This window comes from Kitasatospora purpeofusca, from assembly GCF_036010405.1.
GTDB lineage: Bacteria > Actinomycetota > Actinomycetes > Streptomycetales > Streptomycetaceae > Kitasatospora > Kitasatospora purpeofusca.
In genome coordinates this window covers 9269647-9288168 of sequence record NZ_CP108561.1, presented here as the reverse complement: position 1 = coordinate 9288168, position 18522 = coordinate 9269647, and the positions used below count along the sequence as shown (strand labels likewise).

At 74.8% G+C, this 18522-nt stretch carries 19 protein-coding genes; 4 read left to right on the top strand and 15 right to left on the bottom strand.

What is annotated here, in order from left to right:
• Nucleotides 1-30 precede the first annotated feature (30 nt).
• Entirely contained in the window at nt 31-1695 is a 1665-nt protein-coding gene (locus OG715_RS40415) for a protein kinase domain-containing protein (protein ID WP_266272203.1), read from the bottom strand.
• A 264-nt stretch (nt 1696-1959) separates the two neighbouring features.
• Between OG715_RS40415 and OG715_RS40410 the strand changes: the two genes are divergently transcribed.
• Nucleotides 1960-3342 (top strand): histidine-type phosphatase, encoded by a 1383-nt coding sequence (locus tag OG715_RS40410; protein WP_266272204.1) that lies wholly within the window; start codon nt 1960-1962, stop codon nt 3340-3342.
• Between the two features lie 54 nt (nt 3343-3396).
• Here the strand turns inward: OG715_RS40410 and OG715_RS40405 are convergent, their stop codons facing one another.
• The 3 genes from OG715_RS40405 to OG715_RS40395 form a co-directional block, all read right to left on the bottom strand.
• Complete coding sequence (locus OG715_RS40405; RefSeq protein WP_266272205.1) at nt 3397-3933, bottom strand: isochorismatase family protein; 537 nt, start codon at nt 3931-3933, stop codon at nt 3397-3399.
• A 46-nt stretch (nt 3934-3979) separates the two neighbouring features.
• Nucleotides 3980-5692 (bottom strand): hypothetical protein, encoded by a 1713-nt coding sequence (locus OG715_RS40400; RefSeq protein ID WP_266272206.1) that lies wholly within the window; start codon nt 5690-5692, stop codon nt 3980-3982.
• A 255-nt stretch (nt 5693-5947) separates the two neighbouring features.
• Nucleotides 5948-6934: a DUF5937 family protein gene (locus OG715_RS40395; RefSeq protein ID WP_266272208.1), complete on the bottom strand. Its 987-nt coding sequence runs from the start codon at nt 6932-6934 to the stop codon at nt 5948-5950.
• A gap of 66 nt (nt 6935-7000) precedes the next feature.
• Between OG715_RS40395 and OG715_RS40390 the strand changes: the two genes are divergently transcribed.
• Complete coding sequence (locus tag OG715_RS40390) at nt 7001-7885, top strand: alpha/beta fold hydrolase (RefSeq protein ID WP_266272209.1); 885 nt, start codon at nt 7001-7003, stop codon at nt 7883-7885.
• A 37-nt stretch (nt 7886-7922) separates the two neighbouring features.
• Here the strand turns inward: OG715_RS40390 and OG715_RS40385 are convergent, their stop codons facing one another.
• Nucleotides 7923-8741 carry an aminoglycoside adenylyltransferase family protein gene (locus tag OG715_RS40385; RefSeq protein WP_266272210.1) on the bottom strand — a complete coding sequence of 273 codons (819 nt, stop codon included), beginning with the start codon at nt 8739-8741 and terminating at the stop codon, nt 7923-7925.
• 201 nt (nt 8742-8942) lie between these two features.
• On the opposite strand from OG715_RS40385, the gene OG715_RS40380 reads away from it, so the two are divergent.
• A complete protein-coding gene (locus OG715_RS40380; protein WP_266272211.1) occupies nt 8943-9356 on the top strand; it encodes a hypothetical protein in 414 nt (137 codons plus the stop codon).
• Nucleotides 9357-9381: 25 nt separating this feature from the next.
• Here OG715_RS40380 and OG715_RS40375 read toward each other — a convergent pair whose 3' ends face one another.
• The 9 genes from OG715_RS40375 to OG715_RS40335 form a co-directional block, all read right to left on the bottom strand.
• Nucleotides 9382-9645, bottom strand: coding sequence for a hypothetical protein (locus OG715_RS40375; protein WP_266272212.1), 264 nt, complete (start codon nt 9643-9645; stop codon nt 9382-9384).
• An 84-nt stretch (nt 9646-9729) separates the two neighbouring features.
• The gene (locus OG715_RS40370; protein ID WP_266272214.1) at nt 9730-9885 is read right to left on the bottom strand and encodes a DUF6131 family protein; all 156 of its coding nucleotides are present in this window, start codon (nt 9883-9885) and stop codon (nt 9730-9732) included.
• A 136-nt stretch (nt 9886-10021) separates the two neighbouring features.
• On the bottom strand, nt 10022-10321 hold the full coding sequence (locus tag OG715_RS40365; RefSeq protein WP_266272215.1) for a WhiB family transcriptional regulator: 300 nt from the start codon (nt 10319-10321) through the stop codon (nt 10022-10024).
• A 118-nt stretch (nt 10322-10439) separates the two neighbouring features.
• Entirely contained in the window at nt 10440-10838 is a 399-nt protein-coding gene (locus OG715_RS40360; RefSeq protein ID WP_266272217.1) for an SsgA family sporulation/cell division regulator, read from the bottom strand.
• Between the two features lie 117 nt (nt 10839-10955).
• Nucleotides 10956-11438, bottom strand: coding sequence for an ATP-binding protein (locus tag OG715_RS40355; protein ID WP_266272218.1), 483 nt, complete (start codon nt 11436-11438; stop codon nt 10956-10958).
• A gap of 203 nt (nt 11439-11641) precedes the next feature.
• The gene (locus OG715_RS40350) at nt 11642-12046 is read right to left on the bottom strand and encodes an STAS domain-containing protein (RefSeq protein ID WP_266272219.1); all 405 of its coding nucleotides are present in this window, start codon (nt 12044-12046) and stop codon (nt 11642-11644) included.
• 117 nt (nt 12047-12163) lie between these two features.
• Nucleotides 12164-13105, bottom strand: coding sequence for an RNA polymerase sigma factor SigF (locus OG715_RS40345; protein WP_266272220.1), 942 nt, complete (start codon nt 13103-13105; stop codon nt 12164-12166).
• Between the two features lie 117 nt (nt 13106-13222).
• Nucleotides 13223-13726 (bottom strand): YfbM family protein, encoded by a 504-nt coding sequence (locus tag OG715_RS40340; protein WP_266272221.1) that lies wholly within the window; start codon nt 13724-13726, stop codon nt 13223-13225.
• A gap of 64 nt (nt 13727-13790) precedes the next feature.
• Entirely contained in the window at nt 13791-14663 is an 873-nt protein-coding gene (locus OG715_RS40335) for an SMP-30/gluconolactonase/LRE family protein (protein WP_266272222.1), read from the bottom strand.
• A 447-nt stretch (nt 14664-15110) separates the two neighbouring features.
• On the opposite strand from OG715_RS40335, the gene OG715_RS40330 reads away from it, so the two are divergent.
• Nucleotides 15111-17087 (top strand): glycoside hydrolase family 5 protein, encoded by a 1977-nt coding sequence (locus OG715_RS40330; RefSeq protein ID WP_407661073.1) that lies wholly within the window; start codon nt 15111-15113, stop codon nt 17085-17087.
• A gap of 88 nt (nt 17088-17175) precedes the next feature.
• On the opposite strand, the gene OG715_RS40325 is transcribed toward OG715_RS40330, so the two are convergent.
• Nucleotides 17176-18309: a serine hydrolase domain-containing protein gene (locus OG715_RS40325; RefSeq protein ID WP_266272224.1), complete on the bottom strand. Its 1134-nt coding sequence runs from the start codon at nt 18307-18309 to the stop codon at nt 17176-17178.
• Between the last annotated feature and the right edge of the window lie 213 nt (nt 18310-18522).

The following is an 18522-nucleotide window of genomic DNA, read 5'->3' as shown; positions in this document are numbered from 1 at the left end:
AGCGCTTCCCGACCTCGGCGCTTCCGGGCGTCAGCGCTCGCGCAGGCAGAGGACCACGGCGCCGAAGTCCTGCGAGAGTTTCCCGGCGCCGGTGGCCCAGTCCGGGACGGCCTGCTCGCAGGTCGTGGTCACGGGCGCGTCCAGCCGGGCCAGCACGGTGAAGTACTGGTCACCCTTCTCGTCCCGCACGGGAGCGCGGACCGACAGCAGGCCGCAGGGCGCGGTGAGCCACTTCGGATGGTCGGTGTCGAGCTCCCCGTCCCGCTTCAGGATCTCCTTCCCGACGCAGTCGCCGGGCCCGGCCGCGACGGCCTCGTCCTCGAACAGCGGGCTGAACACAGCGATCGGCCCCGCGATCAGCCCCAGCACGAGCAGCACGCCGAGCGTGGCCGCGGTGCGACGCAGTGCGGTCAGCGCGTACTGCACCGCCCGGGGCCTCGGGAGGGTGGCCGCCGGGGAGCCGATGCCGGCGATCACCGCGCCGGTGCGGGCGCTCTCCCCGGCCCGGCGGTGGACGGCGTAGAGCAGGCCGTCGTGCGGGGCGGTGACCACGACGTCGCCCCGGCCCGAGACGACCTCCAGCAGTGGTTCGCCCTTCTCGACCGCGTCCCCGACCTGCTTGAGCCAGCGGACGACGGTGGTGCGCTTCATCCCGCCGGTCTCGCCGGGTATCCAGGGCAGAACGACCGTCGCGTAGCCGGCCTTCAGCTCGCCCACCCGGGCGGCGAGCGGGGGCAGGGGCGCCGGGGGGACGGGCGGTTCCGCCGGCGGCGGCGGCGGCTCGACCAGCGTCGGCGGGGCGGGAATCACGGCGGTGGTCAGCTCGGAGGTCCGGCGCGACCGTTCGACGATCATCGCGGTCACGTCCGGCGGCAGCCAGACGGTGGCGGAGTGGGCCTGTCCGGCGCAGCGCGTCAGCACCTCGGCGACGCCGGGCCGCTGCTTCGGGTCCTTGGCCAGGCAGGACCGGACCAGCGGCGCGAGGACCGGCGGCAGGCCGTCGAGATCGGGTTCCTCGTGGACGACGTGGTAGACGACGGCCTCGGTCGGCCCCTCGCCGAACGGCGGGCGGCCGGTGGCCGCGTGGGCGAGCACCGCGCCCAGGCTGAACACGTCGCTCGCCGGGGTGGCCGGGTTCCGGAGGATCTGCTCGGGGGACATGAACCCCGGGGTGCCGATCACGGTGGTGCCGGTGAGGCCGGAGGTGGCGTCCAGGGCGCGGGCGATCCCGAAGTCGATCACGCGCGGGCCGTCCTCGGCGAGGACGACGTTGCCGGGCTTGAGGTCGCGGTGCACCAGGGAGCAGGCGTGGATCGCGGCCAGCCCCTCCGCCAGTCCGGCGCCGAGCACGGCCACCGTCGCGACGGGCAGCGGGCCGTGCCGGGCCACCACCTCCCCCAGCGAGGGGCCGGGGATGTAGGAGGTGACCATCCACGGCGGGTCTGCCGCGGCGTCGGCGTCCACCACCTGGGCGGTGTAGAACCCTCCGACGCGCCGGGCCGCCTCGATCTCCTGGGCGAACCGCCGCCGGAACCGCGCGTCCTCGGCCAGTTCGGGGCGGACCAGCTTCACCGCGACGGTCAGCCCGCCGGGCGAGCGGCCGAGGAAGACCCGCCCCATTCCGCCGCCGCCCAGGCGGGCGAGCAGCCGGTACGGTCCGACCTCGCGCGGGTCGGTGGCGGACAGCGGCTTCATCGGCGGTCCCCTCGGGTGCGGCGGCTCTGGGTCGTGCCGTTCGGGTCGGGAGCGACATGATCCCATCAACCCGACGCCCGCGGAGGCGAATCCCGAGGATCGGCGGCGCCGTCGCAGCACCGCGGGCGCCGGCCGGGCCGTCCGGCGTTCAGGCTTCCTTCACCGGGACCATGACGGGGCGTCGACCGGTCTTCCCGCACGCGTGGCACCGTGCGGCAGTCCGAGACTGCCGGTCGGCAGTCCGCATCCACCCGAAGGGCCGCCGTGAAGCGCACCGCCCCCCTGTCCGTCGCCGTGGCCGTCTCCATGGCCGCCTCCCTGGCCGCCGGAGTGCTGTTCACCGCGGGCACCGCCGCCGCGCACGACCGGTCCGGCGCCTCGCGCGTCGACCGCGACCTCTACGGCACCAAGGCCCCGTACGAGCCGCAGGGCCGGCCCGGGCACTACCAGAAGGCGCCGAAGGGCTTCGCCCCGGTCTTCACCGAGAACGTCGCCCGGCACGGCTCCCGCGCCATGTCCGACGGCGAGGACGGCGAGGCGGTGCTCGCCGTGCTCGGCCGGGCCCAGGAGCAGGGCGCCCTCACCGACCTCGGCGCGCGGCTGGCCCCGCAGGTTCGGACACTGCTGACGGCGGCCTCCACGCTCGGCTTCGGCAACCTCTCCGCCCGGGGCGCCGACGAGCAGCGGCAGACGGCACTGCGGATGGAGCAGCGGCTGCCGTCGCTGTTCCGGTCGATAGCCGCCGACGGACGGCCCGTCGTGGTGGAGACCTCGGGCGTGGCCCGCGCGGTGGCGAGCGCCGGTGCCTTCACCTCGGGCCTGACGGCCGGGGTCCCGGCGCTGGCGGGCTCGATCAAGGCCCCGGTCACCGACAAGAACCTGCTGTACTTCCACAAGCAGCCGCAGAACGCGGACTACCAGGCGTACCTGGCGAGCGACCCGGACCTCGCCGCGGTCCTCTCCGGTGTCGAGCACGAGCCGCGCACCGCCCGGGCGGCCCGGCACGCGGTCGGGCGACTGTTCCGCGCGGGCTTCGCCGAGGCGCTGTCCACCGAGGAGCAGGTCGCCTTCGCCCGTTCCCTGCACGCGCTCTACAGCGCGGCGCCGGACCTGAGCGTGGAGGCGCCGGGCGTCGACCTGACGCCGTTCCTGAACCAGGACGACGCCCGGTGGCTGGCCTACCTGGACGACGCCGAGGAGTTCTACCAGTCGGGCCCGGCCTTCAGCGGACGCACCATCACCTACCGGATGGCCGGTGTCCTCCTGGACGACCTGCTGGCCCAGGCCGGGGCCAGGGCCGCCGGCACCAGCGGCAACGGCGCGGTGCTGCGGTTCACCCACGCCGAGGAGATCGAGCCGCTCGCCGTCCTGCTGGGCCTCCCCGGCAGCACCGAGCAGGCCGACGCGGACGAGCCGTACACCTACCGGAACAACCCGTGGCGCGGCGCCGAGGTCGCGCCGATGGGCGCGAACATCCAGTGGGACCTGTTCGCCGACACGCCCGCCGACGGCCGCCCGGCCGCCTACCTGGTGCGGATGCTCTACAACGAGAAGGAGACGGCCTTCAAGTCCTCCTGCCGCCCGGTCGCCAAGGGGAGCTGGTTCTACCCGCTCGACGAGCTCAAGCACTGCCTCGCGCACTCCTGACCCACCGGGCCCGGGCCGGGCACCCGTGGCGTACGGGCGCCCGGCCCGGGCCGGTCAGGCGAAGTCGACCTCGGCCGCCGGGAGCACCCGGACGGTGCGGCCCGCGTAGATGATGGTCGCGAAGAGCGCGTTGTGGTGGACGATCACCTGGGCCGCGGCGGGCAGGGGGCTGTCGGCGGGTCGGGTCGGCGTGGTGTGGCCGTCGGCGACGAGCAGCAGGTCGTAGCCGTGCGAGAGCGCGCTGCGGCAGGTGGAGTCGACGCAGTACTCGGTGGCGAGGCCGGTGACGACCACCCGCCGGACGCCCCGCCGGCGCAGGACCGCGTCGAGCTCGGTGCCGAGGAAGGAGTCGGCGCTGTCCTTCGCCAGCACGGTGTCCCCCGGCTGCGGGGCCACCGTCGGGTGGATCTCCAGCGCCTCCGCCGGAACGTCGGGATGGTCGACCCGCTGCCGCAGATAGACCACCGGGACGCCGGCCGCCCGGGCCCGCCCGGCCAGCTCGGCGACCCGGTCGAGGCAGGCCTCCGTGTCGTGGGCCCCCAGGAGCAGGGCGATCTGCATGTCGACGACGAGCAGCGCGGTGTCCGGCATGGTCGTCACCTTAGGGCCTGTCCCGTGGATCCTCGCCGACCTCGGCTCAGGATGTCTCCAGGCCCAGGCCCGTGACGCGGAGGAACCCGTGGGCCGCCAGCTGGGGCGAGAGGCCGATGCCCGGACGGCGGGCGGTGACGTGGCCGGGGCCGAGGCCGAAGCCCGAGTCGCCGTTGATACCGCGGGCGGTCAGCTCGGCGGCGATCAGCGCGGCGACCTCCTGGGCGGTCTCCTCGGTGGGCGTCCGCCACTCGGCCTTGAAGCGGCGCCCCGACGGCTCCCAGCCGTCGGCCGTCATCGCCGCCGTCACCTCGGCCTGGTCACCGGGGCGCGGGCCGACCCGCAGCAGGACGCCCTTGACCGTGCTGTAGGTGACGGAGAGCCCGCCACTGATCTGCGGGGCGGCTATCGTGAACATGGCCTTCTCGCCCGGGCGTTGCACCGGCAGCTGCTCGATCCAGGCGGCGAACAGGCACTCAAGACCCTCCCGCAGCTGCGGCACCGACAGGGCGAGCCGCCCGCCGGGCAGGTGGTCGGCGGTGCCGCCGGGGGCCTGGTGGGGCAGATGGAGCTGCCAGCTGTACGGCAGCAGCGGGAAGTCGCTCGGCCCGTCGGCACCTCCCGGACCGCCCCATTCGAAGGTGGAGTGCTCACCCTCCTCGAAGGCCGGGGCCGCCTCGGTCTCCAGCCGGACCCGGCGCCCCTCGCAGCGCAGTCGCAGCAGTCGGCCGTCCTCCCCGGCCTCGCGCCAGCGGACGTCCGGTCCGTCCGGTCCGCCGCCGAAGAGGGTCGGCTCGCCGAGCACGGCGCGGACCGCGCCGAAGATCTCGCCGAACACCGCCCGCCGGTGCTCCATGGCCGTCGGCCCCAGGTCGAAGCGGTGCAGGTCCAGTACGTCGAAGGTGCCCTCGGGGGCGTCGCGCAGGACGGAGGCGCGCCGGGCGAAGGAGGGCGTGAAGGACGGGTCGGAGAACCGGACCTCTACCCAGCCGTCGCCGAACTCGCCTTTCGCCCCAGGGAGTTCCTCGACGGCCCGGCGGACCTCCTCGACCGCGAGGTGCCCGCCGGGCGCGTCGTGCAGCAGCGGGACGAACGCGGCCACCGCGGCCGGGAGTTCGGGGCTGACGTGCCGGACCTCCCGGACGTGCGGCTGGATCGCGATCCACGCCCGGCGGTCGTTGGCCTGGAGCAGCATGGTCCGCCCGGCGGACCGCCAGCGCAGCCCGAACCCGTCGGCGGCGGTCGGTACGGCCGTCGGCTCGCCGACCTCGCGCAGTGCCTCGGAGAGCGTGCGCAGCGCGCCGCGCCGCTCCTCCCCGGGCGTCGGCAGCCGGAACTGCAGCAGCGGGACCCAGGCCCGCCGGTAGCTGTCGGCCTTCGGCTCGGTGGTGCCGAGGAAGAGCTCGGCACCGGCCGGCCAGCGGAGTTCGGCCTGCAGGCCGACGACCAGGAGGTCGGTGAACGCGCGGCGGATCTTCCAGTCCGGCCTGGCCCCGACCAGCCGCTCGACGTCCGCGAGCGTCCAGCAGTCGTCGAGGTCGTGCAGGGTGCGGACCAGCCCGACCGTGGTGGGCAGGTCGGCGGTCCAGGTCACGGCGGGGGTGTCGGTGTTCGCGGCGTCGTTCATGCGGACGATCTTCTCAGCGACCACCGACAACCGGCCCCGGCGGCCTCCGAGCCCCGAGCCCGAGCCCGGCCCCGACCTCGGCCCGAACATGCCGTCCGGCACCCGCACCGGGCCGCCGGATCCCCAGATCATCCCGCCACTCCCCCGCGGTCGGGCCGACCCGGCGGGCCCGGACGCCCCGGAGGCCCCGGCGGGCCGGGCCGGGAGCCGCGGCGCCGGCCGACGGGGGGCGCCTCCCCGCTCCGCCGTCCGCCCCTGCTGCCGTACTGAGGTCCGATCATGCCGCCGATCCTGCCGCGCCCGGCCGCCGCCCGCCTGAGTATTCGTACTCAATCCGTCCGCACCGGAACACCCCCACGGAGCTTGCGCGGCCGGTCCGACGGTGCGTCAGGCGGCCTTCCCGGCACCGCCGGTGAGCGCCGTCCCGCTGACGGTGCGCAGATGGAGAGCGGTGCGACCGGTGCGGCGGGTGCTCACCAGGCCGGCGCCGCGCAGGGCGCCCAGGTGCTGGGAGACGGCGCTCGGGCTGACCCCGAGCCGGTCGGCGAGCTCGGGGGTGCTCAGCGGTTCGGCGAGCGCGTCCAGCAGGGCGGCCCGGGTGCGGCCGAGGACGGCGGACAGCCCCTCCGAGGACGGTCGGGGCCGCTCCCAGAGCAGTCCGACGCCGGCCGCCGGGTAGCGGATCGAGGCGGCCGCGAGCGGCGAGTGGTCGACGAGCACGTCCGGCCAGGCGAACACGGACGGGATCAGCACCAGCCCGTGCCCGCCGCCCGCGACCGTCCACGGCGCGGCCGCCCTGCGACGGCCGCCCACCAGCAACTCGCCCTCCCGCCACACCACATCGGCGTGCAGTTCGGCGAACAGGCCCTCCACCCCGGCGTCCACCAGCGCCACCGCCCGGCGCCCCAGGTCCGCCTCCAGCACCGCGCGCATCCGCCCCCAGTGCGGGGCCACCAGCCGGGCGTGGCAGCGGTCCAGCGCGTCGGCGGCCCGGGCCAGCAGCTCGGCCGGCTCCGGCAGCTCGCGGGCCACCCGGGCCCGGCCCAGCGCGGCGGCGCACTCGGCGGCGACATAGCCGGGGTCGACCGCGCGCAGGCCCGCCAGTTCGGTGGCGAAGTCGGGCACCCGCCGGTCCGGCAGCGGGAACAGGAAGGCGGGCAGACAGCCCTCCAGCAGGGTCCGCAGCAGCGGCAGTTCGGGCTCGGCCGCGAGCACCGGGCGGGCCTCCCGCACCCACGGCAGGTGGACCTGGTGGCCGCCCGCGCCGAGCGCCACCCGCACGCCGAGCACCGTCTCGGCCAGTGGCGACACCGCGAGCCGCACCCGGGCCACCTCCGCCGCCGACAGCCGGATCTCCACCGCCACAACCGCCACCCCCCGATCATTAAGCCGTGACTGAACAGTAGCCGGGGCGGCCGGCCTCCCCGCAGGCTGTCCGGCATGGAGACCTTCACCTCGTACGACGGCACCGAGCTCGCCTTCCGCACCGTGGGCGACGGCCCGCCGCTGCTGGTCCTGCCCGGCGGGCCCGGCCGCGCGGCCGCCTACCTCGGCGACCTCGGCGACCTCGCCGCGACCCGCACCCTGATCCTGCCCGACACCCGGGGCACCGGCGCCTCCGCGACCCCCGCCGACCCGGGCACCTTCCGCGTCGACCGCCTGGTCGACGACGTCGAGGCGCTGCGCCGCCACCTCGGCCTGGAGCGCGTCGACCTGCTGGGCCACTCCGCCGGGGGCGGCCTCGCCCTCCTGTACGCCGCCGAGCACCCCGACCGGCTGACCGGCCTGGTCCTGGTCACCCCGTCCTTGACCGCCGTCGGCGCGGCCTCCGACCTCGGCGCGGAGCAGGTGATCGCCGCCCGCGCCGCCGAGCCCTGGCACGCGGAGGCCCTGGCCGCCTACCGGAAGGTCAAGTCCGCCCGGACCTTCGCCGAGGCCGCCCCGCACCGGATGGCCTTCGAACCCCTGATGTACGGCCGCTGGGACGACACCGCCCGGGCCCACGCCGCCGCCGACCCGGCCCAGCGCTCGCTGGCGGTCAGCGAGCACTACTACGCCGGCTACACGCCCGACACCGAGCGGCTGCGGCGGCAGCTGGGCGCCCTGCCCTGCCCCGTCCTGCTGCTGGCCGGCGAACTCGACCCGTGGCCCACCCCGGCCGCCGTCGCCGCCGCGGCCCCACTGTTCCCGGACGTGACGATCGCCGTCCAGCCCGGGGGCGGCCACTACCCGTGGCTGGACGACCCGGCCGCCTTCGCCGCGACGGTGGAGGGTTTCCTTCGCCGCACGGCCGCCACCGGGGCACCGGCGCGGGGCTCCCGCTGACGGCGGGACAGGGCCGGGAAGCCGGTGCGAGGAGACCTCAGCGCGGCCCGCTCCCCGGGCTCAGCCGGTCGATCTCGGCGAGCACCCGGTCCGCGTGCGGGCGCACCCGCGACCGCAGTTCCCCGCTCCAGCTCTCCTCGGAGTAGCGGCAGTCGAGGTAGAGCCGCCTGGCGTGGGCCAGCACGGGGCGGTGCTCGGGCGGGAGCCGGGCGAGGGCCCAGTCGGCGGCGGTGTCCTTCGAGCTGATCCGGCCGGTGGCGAGCGTGCTCCAGATCCGGGCGAGGGTGAGCAGGACGTTCCGGGTGTCGCCCTCCAGGTCGTCGAGCAGGCCGGGGAGGCCCGCCGTACTCGCCCGGACCAGGTCGGCGTGCGGAACGGGGTCGAGGACCCGGGCCGGGGGCGGACCGGCGAGGGGCCGGTCGCCGGCCAGGACCATGGTGATGAGCAGCGCCAGGTCCGGCATCGGCTCCGGCCGGGGGACGCTCCCGGCCTCGTAGTCGGCGCGCAGCCACTCGCCGTACAGGAAGTCGCAGACCGGCGGGTAGCGCCATGGCCGGACCTCGGACTGCACCACCACGGCGAGTTCGACCGGGCGAGCGCCGTCACCGTCGCCGCCGTCTGCGTCTGCGTCTGCGTCTGCGGCGCCCCCGGCTCCGGAACCGGAGATCCCGAGCAGGCCCCCGAGCAGGGCCGACCGCTCGCGCTCCGCCGGCGACCGCCGGACGACCAGCAGGACGTCCAGGTCACTGGCCGGGCGGAGGCCGCCGAGCACGGCGGACCCGTGGAGGTAGACCCCGACGACGTCCCGGCCCAGCACGCCGTCGGCGAGTGCCACGATCTCCCGCAACTGGTTCACCGCGCCAGTCTCCCCCACTCTCCGGTCCGGCAACCCGACCGGCCGGTGCCGCCCCGGCCGAGGGGAGCCGGGGCCGCACCCGTCGGGGTCAGCAGCTGGAGTTGACCGGCCCGGCCCAGTCGCCGCTACCGGCTCGTCGGCTACCCGATCGACCAGGACGGCAGCCGGCTGGCGGTCTTCGTATCGGTGCGCGCCAAGGCGATGGACGAGCTCGACATGGTCCGGATCCTGTGGCCGGACGCGGCGCAGGGCTTAGCGGCGGTGGACGACTTCCGGGGAGTGACCGGGGCCGGCCCGTGGATCGAGACCACGTCCGACCCGGGATCGGCCTCGGGCGGCCGTGACCTGACACTGGGCGGCGACCTGGTCCCCTGCGAGGACGGGGACCTGCTGTTCGGCGCGGTCGGCAGCGACGGCGGGTCCGCACCGGACCTCCCCGCCGACTGGCACCGGCTCCCCACCGTCGATCGGCCCGGCGCGCCCCGCCTGCCCGGCCCGGCGGACCTCCGGCTGACGACGGCGTACCTGGCCTGGAGCGGGGCCCCGGAGGCCGCCTGCGGGGGGCGCGGCACCGCGAGCACGGGCTGGCGGGCCGTCCTGTTCCGCCTCCGGTAGCCGTCGGTTCCGGCCCCGGTGGCCGTCAGGACGACCGCAGCGACCGCTCGCACTCCCGGCAGCGCTGCTCGGCGAGGGCCCGCGGGTACCAGGGCTCACCGAGACCCGCCCGGAAGTGGGCGTGTTCCATGCCCGCCGTGTCCCGCCCGCACAGGGTGCGCGGCAGCGGGTCCTCCGGCACGTCGGGGTCCGCCCCGGCCGCGTGCACGCCCAGCACGGCGGGCTCCACCCCGTCCGGGCCGAGCACCTGCCCGGGGTCCAACTCGTAGAGGACGACGATCGAGGCCATGGCACGAGGATCGGCCGCCCGGCGCCGCCGGACATCCCGGGTGGGCTGTTCGTGGGCGGCGGCCGGCAGCCGTCGACGGCCCCATCAGTAGTAGTGGCGGCGTCCGCCGACCTCGTGGCCGAGGGAGCCCGCGATCCACAGTGCGGCACCGACGAGGAGGAGGACGATGCCGACGGTCCACAGGATCGAGACGCCTGTGACAAAACCGATGATGAGCAGAATGACTCCGAGGACGATCACGGAAGCCTCCCGGTGGGTTCGGGCGGGCGGGGCCGCGGAGGTCGTGTGACCTGCCGCTCTCCGGCCGCGCCCCTGCGTCTACCACCCACGGCGCGGGGCAAACCCGGTCGGCCCGGGGCGGCGCGCAGTGGCCGCGCTACGCGGTCCGGGCGCCCGTCTCGGCGAACTCGGTGAACAGCACACGGCGCTCCCCCTCGGTCAGACCGCCCCACACGCCGTACGGCTCACGGGTGGCGAGCGCGTAGCGGCGGCACTGCACCCGGACGGGGCAGCGGGCGCAGACCGACTTGGCGTGCTCCTCGCGCTCCTTGGCGGCGCTGCCGCGCTCGTTGGCGGGGTGGAAGAAGATGCTGCTGTCCGTACCGCGGCAGGCTCCCTCCAGCTGCCAGCTCCACTGCTGCTCGATGGGTCCGGGGAGGCGGGACAGGTCGGTCATGGCGGTCCTTTCCTGACGGATCGGTCGTTTCGTCCGCTCGTCTAACCCGGATGCCGCGGTTCATACCCTTATTGATGGGCTTGTGCGTTCATGCGCTTGTGCGTTCATGCGCTTGTGCTCAGGCGGACAGCAGTCGGAGCAGCCAGCCGTCCCAGTCGATCCGGCCGGACTCCGAGCCCACCGGGACGGTGCGTCCGGTCGCGGTGAGGAACCGCGCGAGCGGCCGGGCCGGGGTGTCGAGCAGCGCGACACCGTCCTGGCCGCCCAGCGCGATGAGGACGCGGCGGCCGGTGGCGCTGGGCTCGATGTGGACGTCCCCGTCCCCCGCCGGGCCGCGCAGCCCGGCGGCCAGCAGCTCCCGGGCCAGGACCCAGACCGTCTCCTCGCCGCCGCCGAAGTCCAGCTGGACCGCGTAGGGGTCGCCGGCCTCGTACCGGCACTCGACGGCCAGGTCGCGGCCCCGGTCCACGCCGGTGATCAGCCGCATCGTCAGGTGTGCCGCCACCGCTTCCGACATCGGCCTCGCCTCCCGCCCTTCCCGTGCCCGACACTGTCGGCGCCCGTCTGCCCCGGGCGCCCGGAATCATGCGGCGGCTTGGCACGCGTGCGATCCGGCACGTTCGGGCAGGCGCGCTCAGCCCGTCCCGAGCAGCCGAGGGGTGCCGACCTCGGCCCAGATCGTCTTGCCCTCGCTGTGCGGCTCGGCGCCCCAGCGGTCGGCGGTCCGCTGAACGATGAACAGGCCGTGGCCGCCGGGCAGGGCCGGGTTGTGCGGCCGGCGCAGCTCGGGCATCGCGGGGCTGCGGTCGCTGACCTCGACCCGCAGCCGGGCCTCGGTGACGTGCAGGACCAGTTCCAGCGGACCGTCGCCGTGCAGCATCGCGTTGGCGACGAGTTCGGCGACCAGCAGGACGAGGTCGTCGGCGGCGCCGTCACCGCCGCCGGGCGCGGGGGCGGAGGGGAACCACTCACCGAGTGCCCGGGTGGTGAAGGTCCTGGCGTGGGCGACCGGTTTGGGGAGTCCGGCCAGGGTCAGCCGCCTGCGTTGACCGCCGAGGGGTGCCTCGGGACCTGGCCGGTGCGGGTCGCCGTCCAGGGTTCCGCGGCTCATCGTCATGCGAGGGCGCCCTTTCGGATCGTTTCGGATCGACGGCGATCTGTCGCGTGGTCGGATTCCCGGCAGTCCCGAAATTATGCCCGCTGCGGGTGCGACAAGGGTACGCATCCGGGACGAAGGCGCGGGAACGGCCGAAGGCCGACGTCCGGCCGCGCGCCGGGAACGGCGCATGCCGGCCGCGGGCGACGGCCGGCCGCGACGGCTCATCCGGCCAGTGCCCCGGCCACCGAGTCGTGGATCGAGAACACCGCGCCGGCGCCGGTCAGGTCGAACACCCGCATCACGGAGGGCGGCACGGCGGCGAGCCGCAGCTCCAGCCCGCCCCGCTCGGCCGCGATCCGGGTCCTGAGCAGCACGTTCAGGCCGGAGGAATCGCAGAAGCCCACCCCGCCGAGGTCGATCACCACGGCCCCCGCCCCCGGGCCCTGCGCGACCAGCGCGCCGAGCGCCTCGGCGGCCGGTGCCAGGGTCTCGATGTCGAGATCGCCGACGAGGACGCACAGCTTCGCGCCGCCGGGCGCGGAGCGGGTCTCCACCACCAGTCCGGGACGGTGGGGAGGCACCGCCGCCAGCGTGGTGTGCCCCGGGTCGTTGTCGGATGGCATCATCGTCGTCCCCTCCGTGTCCGTGCCCTCCGACAATACGGAGGCCGTGCCCGTCGGCCAAATGAAGGGTTTGTGGTCAAGGGGCCGCCACGCCCGGGGATTCCGCGCCGGACGGCCCTCTCAGCCGTCCTCCAGGCCGTCGCGCAGCTGGCCCAGGGTGCGGGAGAGGAGCCGGGAGACGTGCATCTGGGACAGGCCGAGCCGGGCGCCGATCTGGGACTGGGTGAGGTCCTCGCAGAAGCGCATCGACAGGATGCGGCGCTCGCGTTCCGGCAGGGCGGCTATCAGGGGCTTCAGCGCGACCAGGTCCTCGACCAGGGCGAGGCCGTGGTCGTCGGCGCCGAGCTGCGCGCCGAGCGGCCCGGGGCCGTCGCCGTCCTCGGTGACGACGCCGTCGAGCGAACCGGCGGTGTGGCCGTTGGCGGCGGTCAGGCCCTCGACGACCTCCTCCGGGGTGATCGAGAGGTGCTCGGCGAGCTCGGCCACGGTCGGGGCGCGGTCCAGGCGCTGGGAGAGGCGCTCCTGCGCCCGGGCGAGCGCGATCCGCAGCTCCTGGAGGCGGCGGGGCACGTGGACGGCCCAGGTGGTGTCGCGGAAGTGCCGCCGGATCTCGCCGAGCACCGTCGGCATGGCGAACGTGGTGAACTCCACACCGAGCGAGGGGTCGAACCGGTCGATGGCCTTGATCAGACCGACGGCGCCGACCTGGAGGAGGTCCTCCTTCGGCTCGCGGTGCGCGTCGAAGCGCCGGATCGCGAACCGCACCAGGGAGAGGTTCATCTCCACCAGGGTGGCGCGGACGTACGAGTACTCCCTGGTCCCCTCCTCCAGCGTGGCCAGTCGGCGCAGCAGCTGCCGGGTGAGGTCCCGGGCGTCCGCGGGCGCGACCTCGCGCGGGTCGTCCACCGCCGCGAGTTCGGGCGGCAGCAGGTCCCGCAGGCCGGCGCCGGGGGTGCGGCCGGGTTCGTCGGCGCCGGGAGCGGTCGCGGGCGCCGCAGGCCCGTAGGGGTCCGCCGTCGGGGCAGCGGCGGAAACGAGCATTTCACCGGTGGTGGCCACCATGGGAGTCCTTCCGTCGTGTCGGCACGGTCCTGGCCCGGTACCCCCGATCGGCGGAAGGATGCAGATTCCCCTCGTGGAGATTCGGTGAACCCCGGCGGACCGGTCGCCCGGGCGTCGTCATTCGATCCAGACCAGGACCCCGTGCCGGCGGGTCGCCACCGCGCCGAGGAAGTCGGCCAGGGCCCGGTACTCGGCCGTCACCAGGTGCAACGCGTCCTCTGAGTCCCACAGCCCGTGCGGGTAGATCCGGGCCTCGGCGAGGTCGGCGGCGGCGATCCCCTCCGTCAGCCGGCCCGGGTCCAGCTCCGCGAACGTCCCGGCGGCGAGGCGGACCCGCTCGGGGGTGATCAGGCACGGCGGGCCGTAGCCCCAGTCCTCGGCGCCGGGCAGCTCCGCCTCGCCGTACACGACATCGACCGGGAACTCCCGGCGGCGGAGCAGGAAGTCGAGCGCCTGCCAGGCCTTGCCGGTGCCGTGCAGACGCGCCCACGCCCCGCCGGACCGGCCGTCATGCGCGCCCTCGTCCAGCTCCTCCGCGAACTCCCGGGCCCACTCCGGGTCCTGCTCCGCACGCTCCAACTCTCCGGCGCTCAGCCGGAGATACCTCCCGATCATGCTCATGGCCGCAGCCTAGGACGGGGCACCGACAGCCGAGGCCGGCCGCCGGCCCGGCCTCGGCCGGGTGTCAGCGGGCGCGGTAGCCGACGGCGGCCGGGGCGGCGGCGTCGACGGGGACGGCGAGCACGGCGCCGGACGGGGCCGGTGCGTCGGGGAGGCCCAGCCGGGCGGTGGTGACGAGCAGGCGGCCGCCGGTCGGCGGGAGGCAGACGGAGGTGGGTTGCGGCGCCGGCAGGGGGACGACGGCCGAGAGGGTGCCGTCGGGCTCGTAGCGGTGGACGGCGCCGCTCCCCCAGATCGCCACCCAGAGCCGGCCCTCGGTGTCGACGGTCATGCCGTCGGGGGATCCGCCGTCCGTGATCCGGGCGAACTCCACCATGTCCAGCGGGTTGCCGTCGGCGTCGAGGGTGCACCGGTGGATGACGCCCGCGGTGCTGTCGGCGACGTGGAGCAGTCGGCCGTCGGCGCTGAAGGCGGGGCCGTTGACGATGGTCAGTCCGGTGAGGACGCGGTGGACGGTGCCGTCGTGGTCGGTGCGGTAGAGCGAACCCGCGCCCGGGGTCTCGTCGTACGCCATGCTGCCGGCCCAGAAGCGGCCCTGCGGGTCGCAGACGCCGTCGTTCATCCGCACGGGAACCGCGGCATTCTCCTCCGGGCGGGCCAGCCACTCGGCGGAGCCGTCCGGGCCGAGGAGGGCGATGCCGGTGCCCGCCGCGGCGATCCAGGACCCGGGGCGGCCCTCGACCGGTGCCACCGCTCCCAACGGCACGTCCAGGCGGAGGAGTTCGCGCGGTGTGCCGGGCGCGGTGCCGGAGACCTCCAGGAGCCGGCCGGCGAGGATGTCGGTGAAGACCAGCCGGCCGTCCACCCACCGGGCGCCCTCCCCCAGCTCGTGGGTGCCGGGGGCCCAGACGACGGGCTGCTGGTCCTGGTCGGGCATGGTGGTGGTTCCGTTCTGCGAGGTCCGGTCGGGTCGGGGGTGCCGTCGACGCCCGGATTCTCCCCAGGTGTCCGCCACGGCCTCACCGTAGTCCGCGTGACGGGCGCTGAGAAGATCCGCACCGGCCCCGGCCCCGACCCCTCGCACCGCCCGCCGTTCACCCTCTCCCGCCCACCACCGGCCGTACACGCACCGACCACCGTGCGCAGTTCGCCCGACAGCTCGGTTTCCGCCACCGGGAGTTGTCCATACATCCTCGCCGCCGCTGCTAACCTCCGGCGCGGCCATCGGTACGGGCCCGCCCGGGCGGCCGTCCGCCTCCCGGCGCCCGCACCCACCGTCCGCCGCGCCGGGCCACTGCGGAGTCCCGGCCGGGCGGACGGGGCATGAATGGTTGTCACACCTGCGGTTGTCACATCCATGCCAGACCAACCCTCACCCACCGGGATGACCATGAACACATTCGCGCGCCGCGCGCTGGCGGCGGGGGCCGCCCTGCTCGCCTGCGTCGCCGTGACGGCGGGCACCGGCACCACCGCCGGAGCCGCCGGAACCTCCGGAACCGTCGGAACCACTGCCTCCGGTGCGGCCGGGGCGGCCCCGGCGGTCCTCGACGGGCCGGCCCTGGCCGCCTCCTGGACCGGCCCGCTCAGCACCCGGGGCCGCTACATCGTCGACGCCTCCGGCGCCCGCTTCAAGCTCAGGTCCGGCAACTGGGCCGGCGCCCAGGGCACCTGGCAGGGCAGCGGGTCGACCACCGACCCGGCCAACAACCAGGCCGGACAGGTCTCCTACAACCTGCCGCTCGGCCTGGACCGGGCCCCGATCGCCGACATCCTGGGCGGCTTCCACCGCCTCGGCATCAACAGCGTCCGGCTGCCCTTCGCCAACGCCCTCCTGCACGACCCGAGCACGGTGCCGGACGTCGCCGTCGCGGCCAACCCGCAGCTGCGCGGGAAGACCCCGCTCCAGGTGTTCGACGCGGTCGTGTCGGCGCTGACCGCCGACGGCTTCGCGGTGATCCTCAACAACCACACCACCAGCTACCGGTTCTGCTGCGGCCTGGACGGCAACGAGCGCTGGAACAGCGGCCAGTCCACCCAGCAGTGGATCGACGACTGGGTCTTCCTGGCCGGCCGGTACAAGGACAACAAGCGCGTGGTCGGCGCCGACCTGCGCAACGAGGTCCGCCGCGACACCTGGGACGACCCCAACTGGGGCCTGGGCGACAGCCACGACCAGTACGCCGCCTTCGAGGAGGCCGGGAACCGGATCCTGCAGACCGACCCCGACCTGCTCGTCGTCATGGAGGGCATCAACTGGTACGGGATACCGGCCGCCGTGTTCAGCCACGGCCGGCCGCAGCTGACCCCGGTCCGCAACCTCTCCAACGCCCTGATCGACTCGGGCAAGCTGGTCTACTCGGCGCACTTCTACGGCTACACCGGCCCGGCGAACACGGGCGCGGCGAGCGGCTCCGCCGGCTCCACGGGCGACCCCCGCTACCAGGACTTCACCCCGGCGCAGCTGGCGCAGGTCGTCGACGACGAGGCCCTGTTCGTCACCCGGTCCGGCCAGCACTTCACCGCACCGGTGTGGATCAGTGAGTTCGGCGCCGGCGGCCGGGGATCGACCGACGCCAAGGAGCAGGCCTGGTTCGACAACTTCACCCGGATCCTGGCCGCGAACGACACCGACTTCGCCGTCTGGCCGCTGGTCGGCTGGCACACCAACGGTGTTCCGAACGACAGTTGGGCACTGCTCGACTTCGACACCGCCGGCCGCCCGCTCAGCCTGGAGGACCAGGGCGACTGGCGCGCACCGTACTGGAACCGGCTGATCGCCGCGCCCTCGTACACCGGCCAGGTCGCCCCCGCCCCGCACTGGGGCCTGCTCGACCTCGACCACGCCGACCTCGACCTCTCCCGGCGGATGCTCGCCCGGCCGGACTGGAGCCCGGGCAACCGCAAGGGCAACTGCCCCGACGGCCAGCGGCTGGTGGGCCTCGCCCGCAGTGACGGCCGGGGTCTGTGCACCGACGCCGGGCAGCCCGCGACCGGCGGCGGCGACTGGACCACCGTCACCGACGAGCGCTATGTGACCCACGGCGACTGGGCCTCCGGCTACAACAAGCTCCAGTGCCCGGACGGCACCTTCGCCGTCGGCTACAGCGTGAACTCCAACGCGATGTCCGCACTGCTCTGCGCGCCCGCGACCACCGCCCTGCCGGCCGCCACCCGGACCCTGTGGTTCGACCACGGCGACAACCGCCCCGCCACCGGCGGCTCGTCCGGCAGCGACTGGGCCCCCGGCTACTACAAGGGGCAGTGCGGCGACAACGAGTACCTCGCCGGCGTCGCCTACACCTGGAAGTGGCTGCACCGCGGCGTCCCGGACGCGGTGCTCTGCCGCCCGCTGAGCTGACACACCGTCACACCAGCCTGAAGAATCGGTGGTTCACCGGACGAGCGCCGTCCGGTGAACCACCCCGCCGACAGCGGGCGCGGCCGGGTCACCGCCCGTGGCCGTCCCGGAAGACGGCCGTGATCAGCGCGTCCAGCGCCCCCGGGAACACCTGCGCCGGGTCCATCTCGGCGTCGCCCGTGGTCAGCCCCGCCGCGAGGGTCCGGCTGCCGTCCGGGGAGGCGATCATCAGCGCCCCGTAGCCGCCCGGGGCACCGCCGTTGTGGTGGACGATGGTGCCGTGCTCCGGGCCGAGGTCCTGCACGAACAGCCCGAGGCCGTAGCCGAGCATCCCGTGCGGCGTGCGCATCTCCTCCAGCAGCGGGGCCGGGAGCAGCCGGCCGCCCAGCAGCGCGGAGAAGAAGGTGTGGAGGTCCTGGGTGGTGGAGACCATGTCGCCGGCGCCGGTCAGCAGCGAGCTGTTCTGCCGGGTCACGTCGACGACCTTCCACTCCTCGCCGTCCTGGTAGCGGGCGTAGCCGTGCGCGTGCGGCTCGGGCAGCTCCGGGGAGTCGCCCGGCACCACGGTGTCCCGCAGCCCGAGCGGCTCCAGGACGTGTCGGCGCATCGCCTCGGCGTACGGGAGGCCGCCGACCGCCTCGACCAGCAGCACGGCCACGGTGTAGTTGGTGTTGGAGTAGTTCTGGTCCGTGCCCGGCTCGAAGCGGGCCGGCCTGGCGAGCGCGTACCGAACCAGCTCCTCCGTCCGGTAGTTGTGGAACCGGTTCTCCACCCAGGGCCCGCCGACCGAGGGGAGCCCCGGCACGAAGTTCCCGTCGGCGTCGAGCTCGCCGGTGTAGTTGTACAGCCCGCTGGTGTGCTGGAGCAGCATCCGCACGGTGATCCGCCCGTCCAGGCCGAGTTCCGGCAGGTACTCGGCCACCGGGGTGTCCAACCCGATCGCGCCGTCCGCGACCAGCCGCAGGACCAGCGCCGCGACGAAGGTCTTGGTGCTGCTGCCGATCCAGAACCGCCCTTCCAGCGGCGGCAGTTCATCCCCTCCCAGCTCCCGCGCCCCGGCGGCGCCGACCCAGGCGCCCCGCTCGTCGTGCACCCGCAGCTGGATCCCGGCGAACCCGGCGTCGACGAACGCCTGGGCGGCCGCCCGCAGTTCGGGCCGCTCCGGCCCGGCGGCCGCCGACGGCGGGGTGGACGCGTCCTGGGCGGTGGTGTCGACGGACATGGTGGTGCCTCTCTTCTGGGTCCCGTGCTGCCCGAACGACCTTCACGGCCGTTCGCGTTTCTATGAACAACAACGAAGCTACATTGCGTTCAGTTTTCGGTCAACGATTAATGGGCGATCAAAGCGGCTAAATAGAGGGATTTCTGACTCTTTCATTGCAATGGATAGGCGCTCAATGCAACGACGATTTCACGGATCGTTGCAATGGCTTGC